This is a genomic window from Bradyrhizobium oropedii, assembly GCF_020889685.1.
GTDB classification, from domain to species: Bacteria; Pseudomonadota; Alphaproteobacteria; order Rhizobiales; family Xanthobacteraceae; genus Bradyrhizobium; species Bradyrhizobium oropedii.
In genome coordinates this window covers 23,040-32,686 of record NZ_JACMYO010000091.1, presented here as the reverse complement: position 1 = coordinate 32,686, position 9,647 = coordinate 23,040, and the positions used below count along the sequence as shown (strand labels likewise).

General features: G+C 64.8%; 10 protein-coding genes and 1 riboswitch. Of the genes, 3 read left to right on the top strand and 7 right to left on the bottom strand.

Annotated features, from left to right (window positions below):
• The first annotated feature begins 232 nt into the window (after positions 1-232).
• Entirely contained in the window at positions 233-1,186 is a 954-nt protein-coding gene (locus H8A95_RS24210) for a ribose-phosphate pyrophosphokinase (RefSeq protein ID WP_229185334.1), read from the top strand.
• A gap of 177 nt (positions 1,187-1,363) precedes the next feature.
• On the opposite strand, the gene H8A95_RS24205 is transcribed toward H8A95_RS24210, so the two are convergent.
• On the bottom strand, positions 1,364-2,170 hold the full coding sequence (locus H8A95_RS24205) for an SDR family NAD(P)-dependent oxidoreductase (RefSeq protein ID WP_229185333.1): 807 nt from the start codon (positions 2,168-2,170) through the stop codon (positions 1,364-1,366).
• A gap of 119 nt (positions 2,171-2,289) precedes the next feature.
• Positions 2,290-2,871 carry a 6,7-dimethyl-8-ribityllumazine synthase gene (locus H8A95_RS24200; protein WP_229185332.1) on the bottom strand — a complete coding sequence of 194 codons (582 nt, stop codon included), beginning with the start codon at positions 2,869-2,871 and terminating at the stop codon, positions 2,290-2,292.
• A 78-nt stretch (positions 2,872-2,949) separates the two neighbouring features.
• Positions 2,950-3,105: riboswitch (FMN riboswitch) on the bottom strand.
• A gap of 443 nt (positions 3,106-3,548) precedes the next feature.
• On the opposite strand from H8A95_RS24200, the gene H8A95_RS24195 reads away from it, so the two are divergent.
• Together H8A95_RS24195 and proC are read left to right on the top strand one after the other, a co-directional pair.
• On the top strand, positions 3,549-4,049 hold the full coding sequence (locus tag H8A95_RS24195) for a type III secretion system chaperone family protein (protein WP_229185331.1): 501 nt from the start codon (positions 3,549-3,551) through the stop codon (positions 4,047-4,049).
• Positions 4,050-4,309: 260 nt separating this feature from the next.
• Complete coding sequence (gene proC / locus H8A95_RS24190; protein ID WP_229185337.1) at positions 4,310-5,074, top strand: pyrroline-5-carboxylate reductase; 765 nt, start codon at positions 4,310-4,312, stop codon at positions 5,072-5,074.
• A 199-nt stretch (positions 5,075-5,273) separates the two neighbouring features.
• Here proC and H8A95_RS24185 read toward each other — a convergent pair whose 3' ends face one another.
• The 5 genes from H8A95_RS24185 to H8A95_RS24165 all read right to left on the bottom strand — a co-directional run bounded on the left by H8A95_RS24185 (position 5,274) and on the right by H8A95_RS24165 (position 9,561).
• Positions 5,274-5,684 (bottom strand): thioesterase family protein, encoded by a 411-nt coding sequence (locus H8A95_RS24185; protein ID WP_229185330.1) that lies wholly within the window; start codon positions 5,682-5,684, stop codon positions 5,274-5,276.
• Between the two features lie 157 nt (positions 5,685-5,841).
• Positions 5,842-6,045, bottom strand: coding sequence for a tautomerase family protein (locus tag H8A95_RS24180; protein WP_044538952.1), 204 nt, complete (start codon positions 6,043-6,045; stop codon positions 5,842-5,844).
• 119 nt (positions 6,046-6,164) lie between these two features.
• A complete protein-coding gene (gene hisS, locus H8A95_RS24175) occupies positions 6,165-7,679 on the bottom strand; it encodes a histidine--tRNA ligase (protein ID WP_229185329.1) in 1,515 nt (504 codons plus the stop codon).
• Positions 7,680-7,752: 73 nt separating this feature from the next.
• Complete coding sequence (locus tag H8A95_RS24170; RefSeq protein WP_229185328.1) at positions 7,753-8,259, bottom strand: YegJ family protein; 507 nt, start codon at positions 8,257-8,259, stop codon at positions 7,753-7,755.
• Positions 8,260-8,481: 222 nt separating this feature from the next.
• On the bottom strand, positions 8,482-9,561 hold the full coding sequence (locus H8A95_RS24165; protein WP_229185327.1) for a branched-chain amino acid aminotransferase: 1,080 nt from the start codon (positions 9,559-9,561) through the stop codon (positions 8,482-8,484).
• Positions 9,562-9,647 lie beyond the last annotated feature (86 nt).

Genomic DNA, 9,647 nt, shown 5'->3' with positions numbered 1-9,647 from the left:
GCCCCGGCCGCGGCGGCGCCCGAGACCGTGGCGCTCGGCTATTCGGCCGACTAACCCCCGGTATGTCCCGGGGAAATGCGTTTTTTGCCCAGGAAAACGGTGGCGAAAGCAGCTAATGGGTTGCCAGCGCAGCCGCCTGCCTGATATTCCCTCGCGCACCGAAAACCCGCCGGTTCTGTAAGGACTTGAGATGCTGAACGTCGTATCCAGCAAGGCGCGGGGGGAAGCATCGATGTCGGCAAAGAACGGATCAATCAAGCTCGTCGCCGGCAACTCCAACCCTGCGCTGGCGCAGGAAATCGCCAAGGGACTTGGCATCGAACTGACCAAGGCCGTGGTCCGGCGCTTCGCCGACATGGAGATCTTCGTCGAGATCCAGGAGAACGTCCGCGGCTCGGACATGTTCATCCTGCAGTCGACGTCGTATCCGGCGAACGACAATCTGATGGAATTGCTGATCATCACCGACGCGCTGCGCCGATCCTCGGCACGCCGCATCACGGCAGTGATCCCCTATTTCGGCTATGCCAGGCAGGACCGCCGCTCCGGCTCGCGCACGCCGATCTCGGCCAAGCTCGTCGCGAATCTGATCGCCCATGCCGGCGTCGACCGCGTCATGACGCTCGACCTGCATGCGGGCCAGATCCAGGGCTTTTTCGACATCCCGACCGACAATTTGTTCGCAGCGCCCTTGATGGTGCGCGACATCAGGGAAAAGTTCGACCTCCCCAAGGTGATGGTGGTGTCGCCCGACGTCGGCGGCGTGGCGCGTGCCCGCGGCCTCGCCAAGCGCATCAACACCCCGCTGGCGATCGTCGACAAGCGCCGCGAGCGCCCCGGTGAGTCCGAGGTGATGAACGTAATCGGCGACGTCGCCGGCTACAACTGCATCCTGGTCGACGACATCGTCGACTCCGGCGGCACGCTGGTGAACGCGGCCGAGGCGCTGATCGCGCACGGCGCCAAGGAGGTCTCGGCCTACATCACCCACGGCGTGCTGTCCGGCGGGGCTGCCGCGCGCATTGCGTCGTCGCGGCTGAAGGAACTGGTCATTACCGACTCGATCCTGCCGACCGAGGCCGTCAACAAGGCGCCGAACATCCGCCAGATCTCGATCGCCGGCCTGATCGCCGAAGCGATCGGCCGCACCGCGGCGGAAGAGTCGGTCTCCAGCCTGTTCGATTAGGGCATACTCTTTGTCGTCCCTGCCTAGTGCGCAATTGCGCACGGGAGCAGGGACCCATAACCACAGGGCTTCGTTGTAGCGCGGCGCTATGGCCCCAGCCTTCACAACAACTGACATCGGTGGTTATGGGTCCCGGCTCAAGGCCGGGACGACACTGAATTTGCAGATGCGGCGTTCTTAAAACCCCGGCCGCGGCACGTGGCTCATCAGCGTCCGCGCATAGCCGCCATCGACGATGATTTCCTCGCCATTGACATAGGACGACCGGTCGCTGGCCAGGAACAGGGTCGCGTCCGCCATGTCCTGCGGCGCGCCGATCCGGCGCATCGGCACCACGGCGGTGCGGCGCTCGGTGACCCCTGGCGTATCGTAGAACGCCTGGCTCATCGGTGTGACGACAAGGCCCGGACTGACCACATTGCTGCGGATGCCGTGCGGCCCCCATTCGGCGGCGAGTTGCTGCGAGAGCATCACGACGGCGGCCTTGCTGACGCTGTAGGCGCCGCTCTGCCCCTGCGCATTGCTGGCGGCGATCGAGGCGACGTGAATGAGGCTGCCACGCCCAAGCTTGCGCATCTGCCGGCCGAACGCCTGCGCGCAGATGAAATAGCCGGTGAGATTGACCGCCAGCACCGCGTTCCATTCGGCGAGCGGCAGCGTGTCGAGCCCGCCGGGGCGCAGCACCGCCGCGGTGTTGACGAGGATGTCGCAAGCACCGAGCGTGCGCGCGACGGTGTCCGCGACGACAGCGACGTTGTCCTCGCTGGTCGTGTCGCAGCTTGCGACGAGATGGCCGTCGCCGAACTCGCGAAGCTTTGCCTTGGTCTCCGCAAGCCCGCGCTCGTCGCGATCGAGCGCTGCGACTTTGGCGCCGGCGCGCGCGAAGCTGACCGCGGTGGCGCGGCCGATGCCGCCGCCTCCGCCGGTGACGACGGCAACGCGGCCCGACAGGCCGAGCCAGTCGGAGGAATGTTGTTCGGCCATGAGCGCCTCCCGCGCATTTGGTTTATGCCGGCAAGCATAACCGAACGGGCGGCAGGCGAGAGCGATCCCGGCACGCATGCCGGAATCGCTTTTGTGTTGGATCTTCGAGGCTCCGACGCTTAGCCGGGAATTCCCGCCGCGACCTGACCGCGCAAACGCTCCAGGCTGAGCAGCGTGTTGGCGCAGGCCTCCGCGACCTCGATCCCCTTGATCACGAAGTGCTTGCGGAAGAAGTCGTAATGCACCTCGGTCTCATGGAATTGCTGCGGCGTCAGCACCGCCGAGAACACCGGCACCTCGGTGCGCAACTGCACATCCATCAGTGCCTTGATCACGGTGTCGGCGACGAATTCGTGGCGATAGATGCCACCATCGACGACGAGCCCGGCAGCGACGATCGCGGTGTAGCGGCGCGTCTTCGCCAGGAGCTGCGCATGCAGCGGGATCTCGAACGAGCCCGGCACCTCGAACACGTCCACATTGGTGATGTGGCGCGCCTCGATCTCCTTCAGGAAGGAGATGCGGCACTCCTCCACCACATCGCGATGCCAGGAAGATTGCACGAAGGCAACGCGCTGCGGCTTTGCGAAATGCGGATGCTCCGGCGTCGGCGGACTAGCCGGCGTATCGGAAACATTTTCTGCTTGGGAGGTTTGGATTTCAGCGTCTTGCACTTCAGTGTCTTGCAACATCTGATTCATGGCTTTCCTCTTTCAGGACCAGAATCAGGGCACACGGACAACGACACGAGCCCACGCGAAAATCGCGTTGGCTGCCGCAACCGTTCTCTTTCATCCGGACTGTAACCGTCGGCTTCGGAATTGCACCGAATCTGCTGACCCTTCCTTCCGCTTCGCGGAAAGAAGGCGCTCGCGGGCTTGGGCTCATCGCCCTTTACCGCCGGTGGGGATTTTCACCCCGCCCTGAGAACATCGGCACGCCCGGGATGGACGTGCCTGAGACGAAATATGACCAAACCGCGACAGCCGGGCAAGGCCTTTGGCATGGGCAAACAGCATGTCCCCATGAGCGCGTTGCGGCCCTTGCGGGGGCGATATGAGTGCCCGGAGGCTGATTCACGCGTGCGGCGAAGCGGGTGCAAATGGTTAACAAATCGTTACTCCAATGCGGAGATTCCGATTTGTTCTCCAAATCACAAGTGTGGCGGAGATCAGCTGTGGACGATGCGCGCTTTGGCTGTGGACGGACTCGGCGTGCGGTTGCGCGGATTCCGCAAATCACATCACTTCATCGGCGTCAGGTCCAGGGGCATCCGGAAGCCCGTTTCAGGAACTGCACTCGGCCACGACGCAGTATGTCGCAGGTGCCGGCTTCCGTGTGCGTATCAAGCGATCATAAGAACAAGGTCCGAGACGGCATGTCCCTCCTCGAAAGCATTATCGATTCCCGGAACAACCCGCTTGCGGTGGTCGAGGATATCGCCACCGACAACAACTGGGCGTTCGAGCGTTCCGGCGAAGACGAGGTGACGATCGTCTCCAAGGGAGACTGGATCGACTATCAGCTCTCCTTCACCTGGATGGGAGAGATCGAGGCGCTGCATCTCGCCTGCGCCTTCGACATGAAGATGCCGCAGGCGCGTCGCGCCGAAGTGCAGCGGCTGGTCGCCGCGATCAACGAACAATTGTGGGTCGGCCATTTCGATCTGTGGACTCACACCGGCATGGTGATGCATCGTCAGGCGCTGGTGCTGCCGGGCGGCCTCACCGCCTCCACCTCGCAATGCGAGGCCATGGTGGTCAACGCGATCCACGCCTGCGAGCGCTACTACCCGGCGTTCCAGTTCGTGGTGTGGGCCGGCAAGTCGACCACCGAGGCGATGGCGGCTGCGATGTTCGATACCGAGGGCGAGGCGTAAGGGTTTCGTTCGCTCTCTCCACGCCCACAGCGTCGTCCCTGCCTGGTGCGCAATTGCGCACGGGAGCAGGGACCCATGCTCCGCGGCCGCAGGGCTCGCGCAAACCGCTTGTCGCACGCACTCTGCTTCACTAGAACCGCCTGTGGTTATGGGTCCCGGCTCAAGGCCGGGACGACACAGAATTTGTGGAGCCACCTGTGAACACAAGCAGCGCATTGACGAATACGACCGGCACCATCGCGCTTGCGGGCGCGGGCAAGATGGGCGGCGCAATGCTGACCGGCTGGCTCGCGCAGGGTCTTGCACCCACGCAGGTCGCGGTGATCGATCCGTATCTTTCACCTGAGATCTCCGCGCTTGCCGCGAAAGGTGTCCGCCTCAATCCGCAGCCGAAGGATCTCGGCACGCTCGACACGCTTGTGGTCGCGGTGAAGCCGCAATCGTTCCGCGACGCCGGCGCCGCGCTGAAGGCCCTGGTCGGCCCCTCGACGCTCGTGGTCTCGATCATGGCCGGCACGACCATCTCAGCCTTGGAAGAGGTCGTCGGCGGCGCCGTGGTGCGGGCGATGCCGAACACGCCGGCGGCGATCGGCCGCGGCATCACAGTCGCCGTGCCGTCAAAGCGCGTCACCGCCGCGCAGCGCGCGATGACGGATGCACTGCTGAAGGCGACCGGGCTCGTCGAATGGGTCGACGACGAAAGCCTGATGGATGCAGTGACGGCGGTCTCCGGCTCCGGCCCGGCCTATGTCTTCCTGCTCGCCGAGGAGCTGGCCCGCGCCGGCGTCGCGGCCGGCCTGCCCGAGCAGCTTGCGACCACGCTGGCGCGCGCAACCGTCGCCGGCTCCGGCGAGTTGTTGCATCGTTCGGATCTGCCATCGGCAACCCTGCGGCAGAACGTCACCTCGCCCGGCGGCACCACAGCCGCAGCACTCGAGGTGCTGATGGCAAATGACGGCCTACAGCCGCTGATGACCCGCGCCATTGCCGCGGCGACGAGGCGCTCGAAGGAATTGGCGAAGTAGTCCAGCAACCGACCCGTCACCCCCGCGCATCGGCGTAGCCGATGTCGCTGGAGGTGCGAGCGGAGCGAGCCTCCGAAGGGTGCACGGCCCGTGGCCCATCCTTCGAGGCTCGCTTCGCGAGCACCTCCAGCGACAAAGGCGAAGCCTTTGCGCGGGGATGACGTCCCAACAAGTTGTCGGATAAGCCTCTGGCCTTCGTCTACTGCGCCGGCCCCGATGTCCCGGCGAGGTGCTTGTTAAAGCGCTCGACATTGATCAGGCCGCGGGCATGGCGGCCTTCGCCGAGCTTGCGCGTGCCCTCGAAGGCTTCGACCTCGAAGCGGATCAGGCGGCGCTCGACCGCGATCACCTTCGAGGTGGTCCGCACCGTGGCGCCGACGAGTGCCGCCGCGAGATGGCGGATATCGACCTCGGTACCGACCGTGACCCAGCCGGGCTGCAACGCAGAGCGGATCGCATCGCCCGACGCCATCTCCATGTCGAGGATCATCATCGGCGTCGCATAGACCATCGGCATGCCGGGCACGAAATGTCCAACGGTGCGCTCCGGCGGCACCACCAGCATGCGCTCGGCGCTCATGCCGATCTTGATGAAGTCACGTGCGTCCATTGGTGCCTCAAAACAGATGTCGTCCCGGGCAAGCGAAGCGCGACCCGGGACCCATAACCACCAATATCAATGGGTCGAAGGCTGAGGCCACAGCCTTTGCCCATCACCGGCATCAGTGGTTATGGGTCCCTGCTTTCGCAGGGACGACAGGGCTTGATTATTTCTTCGCAGCGGCCGCGCGCTCGACGAAGGTCTTGCCGCCCTTCATCTTGTGATGCAGTGGCGCTTCATTGATCTGGATCACCACCGCGTCTGCATCGACGCCGAGATTCTTCACCAGCGCCTGGGTGATGTCGCGCATCATGCCGGCCTTCTGCTCGTCGGTGCGGCCGGCGGCCATGCTCACGGTGATCTCAGGCATTGTTGCTCTCCCTCTTGTTGTCGCCATGGCCGGGCTGCTCCCGGCCATTCACGTCGGCGTGCATCAAACAAGAGGTGGATGCCCGGCACAAGGCCGGGCATGACGTCACAAGCGAATGGCTATCCCCACGCCACGTCATGCCGCGCCAGGACTTCGCGGACCTTGGCGACCAGATCGGCCTCTGCGCAGGAGAACTGCGCGGGGCGCGTTTCGCGCCATTCCTGGTTGGACGCGATCGCGGCCGCCGCCTTGGCGCCCTCGATCAGGTCCTTGATCTGCACCTCGCCGCGCGCCTTCTCATCCGAACCCTGGATGATGACGCAGGGCGAGTTGCGGCGATCGGCATATTTGAGCTGGTTGCCCATGTTCTTAGGATTGCCGAGATAGAGTTCGGCGCGAATGCCGGACTGGCGCAGCTGCGCGACCATCTTCTGATAGTCGGCGACACGGTCGCGATCGAACACCGTGACGACGACCGGGCCGAACTCGGCCCTCGCGTCGAGCTGGCCGAGCATGGTCAGCGCAGCCTGCAGGCGCGACACACCGATCGAGAAACCGGTCGCCGGCACCGGCTCACCGCGAAAGCGCGAGACGAGGCCATCATAGCGGCCACCACCACCGACCGAGCCGAAGCGCACCGGGCGCCCCTTCTCGTCCTTGGTGTCGAGCAGCAGCTCAACTTCGTAGACAGGCCCCGTGTAATATTCGAGACCGCGAACAACGGTGGGATCGATGCGGATGCGATCCGCGCCGTAACCGGATGCCGCGACCAGCTTGGCGATCTCTTCGAGCTCGCTCACACCGGCCTGACCAACTTCGCTCTTCGCCAAGTAAGTCTCGGCTGCAGCGATCGCCTCTTTCCAATCGTCGCGCTTTTGCGTGACGGCCAGGACGATATCGGCATCCGCGGGGCTCAGCTCGGCGCCCTTGGTGAAGTCGCCCTTGCCCTCTTCACCGCCGTCCCATCGTCCGGCGCCAAGCAGCTTGCGAACCTCGTCGGCGGGAAACTTGTCCAGCTTGTCGATCGCACGCAGCACGGTAAGGCGACGACCCGCATTCTCGTCGCCGCCGAGGCCGATCGCCTCGAGCACGCCGTCGAGCACCTTGCGATTGTTCACCTTCACGACATAAGAGCCGCGCGGAATCCCGAGCGCTTCCATCGTGTCGGCCGCCATCATGCATATCTCAGCGTCGGCCGCCGGCGTCGCCGAGCCCACCGTGTCGGCGTCGAACTGCATGAACTGGCGGAAGCGGCCGGGACCGGGCTTCTCGTTGCGGAAGACATAACCGAAACGATAGGAGCGATACGGCTTGGGCAACGCGTCGAAGTTTTCCGCGACATAGCGCGCCAGCGGCGCGGTCAGGTCATAGCGCAGTGAGATCCACTGCTCGTCATCGTCCTGGAACGAGAACACGCCCTCGTTGGGACGGTCCTGGTCCGGCAGGAACTTGCCGAGCGCGTCGGTATATTCCATCGCCGGCGTCTCCACCGGCTCGAAGCCGTAGAGCTCGTAGACGGCGCGGATCTTCTCGACCATCGCCCGCGTGGCATTGATCGCGGCCGGGCCGCGATCTTCCAGTCCGCGCGGCAGGCGCGCCTTCAATTTCTGGGGTTTTTTGGATTTTTCGGCCATTGGCGGCATTTATCAGCCGACGCGCAAAGCGGCAACCGTGCTCTGCGCGTCCGCCACGGCGAAACGCCGGACCTCAGGGCTGCTCCATCCGCGCGCGAAGGGCGTCGGCGTCGGCCTTCGGCATCGATTTGAGGAGCGGCTTGATGGTCTCGCCGCCGACGATCTTGCCATTGCGCATGAACATCCAGTCGGAGATATCGGCCTCCTTGAACTCGATGAGGTCGCCGGCCCGCTTGCCCGGCAAGTCGCGCGGCTGGTTGGCGAACCGGCCGGAATAGCCGCCGTTCGGCAGCTTCCTCACCTCGCTCATCCAGATATGCTCGCCCTCGTTACGGCCCGTCGGAAAGCGGACCTTGAGCGAATGCCGGGTCTCCGACGGCTTTGGCGCCTCATAGGAGGCCCAGAATGTCGGAAGCGTCTCGCGCGCATGGTTGATCGCGGCGTTCATCTCCGGGTCGGCGGTGCGAACATCGATCACCGGCGAACGGTCTTCGGCGCGGGCTGTGTTGGTTCCGGCGAGCGCGAATGCGGCCGCGATCAGCACGGCACCGGTCAGACGTGTTACGAGAGTTTTGGTCATGTCATCACGCGAATGGGAGATTGTTGGAGGCGGGAAGCGAGACTTTGTCGCGCGCTCGCAGCCGCCAGTTCATGCGACGACGGCTAATCACACGGAAAAATGACAGCCGGCGCGAAGCGCCGGCGGGCGCGTTGGTGTCGCGGCGACGTCAACGCGAAAGCGCCTCTCCCTTGCACAGGAAGAGGCGCCAAATCGGAGCGCTCAGCGGTGGACCGCTGCGCGTCAGGCGACGTTCCTGATCCAGTTATGCGGATCGTTGGTGCGACCATACTGGATGTCGACCAGCTTCTTGCGCAGGCCCATGGCGACCGGGCCGGCCACGCCGCCGCTGATCTGGAAGTCGCCGCTCGCCGAGCACACCTTGCCGATCGGCGAGATCACGGCGGCGGTGCCGCAGGCGAACGCTTCCTTCAGCTTGCCGCTGGCCGCATCCGCGCGCCACTGCTGGATCGTATAGGGCTCCTCGCGCACGCGGGTGCCGGTATCCTTGGCGAGCGCGATGATCGAGTCGCGGGTGATGCCGGGCAGGATGGTGCCGAGCGGCGGCGTCAGCAGCGAGCCGTCGTCGAAGGCGAAGAAGATGTTCATGCCGCCGAGCTCTTCGATATAGCGGCGCTCGACCGCATCGAGGAACACGACCTGGTCGCAGCCGCGATCGATCGCCTCGGCCTGCGCGCGCAGGCTTGCTGCATAATTGCCGCCGCACTTGACGGCACCGGTGCCGCCGATCGCGGCACGCGTGTAATTCTCCGACACCCAGATCGAGACCGGCGCGGGGCCGCCCTTGAAATAGGAGCCGACCGGAGATGCGATCACCGAGAAGATGTATTCCGCCGACGGCTTCACGCCGAGGAAGACCTCGCTCGCGATCATGAACGGCCGCAGATAGAGACTGCCCTCGCCGCCCGGGATCCAGGCGCGATCCATCCGCACCAGCTGCTCGACCGCATCGATGAACACGTCGTCGGGCAGCGGCGCCATCGCCATGCGCTCGGCCGAATCGCGAAAGCGCCGGGCATTGGCGTCGGGGCGGAACAGGTTCACGCCACCATCGTCGCGCCTGTAGGCCTTGAGACCTTCGAAAATTTCCTGGGCGTAGTGCAGCACCGCGCCGGCCGGATCGAGCGGAAAGTTCGCGCGTGCCTCGACGCGGGCGCTGTGCCAGCCCTTGCCCTGGCTATAGCGGACAATCGCCATGTGGTCGGTGAAGACGCGGCCGAAGCCCGGGTCCACGAGCTTCGCCGCGCGGTCCTTGTCGGACGTGGCATTCGGCGAAGGCTGGATGTCGAATTTCAATGTCATTTTTCTTGCTTTCCGCTGTCGGAACCGGCGCCATATCGGGCGCTGGCCTGTTTCCCCCGGAGCCATCAGGCTCGGCTGGTCCGGAC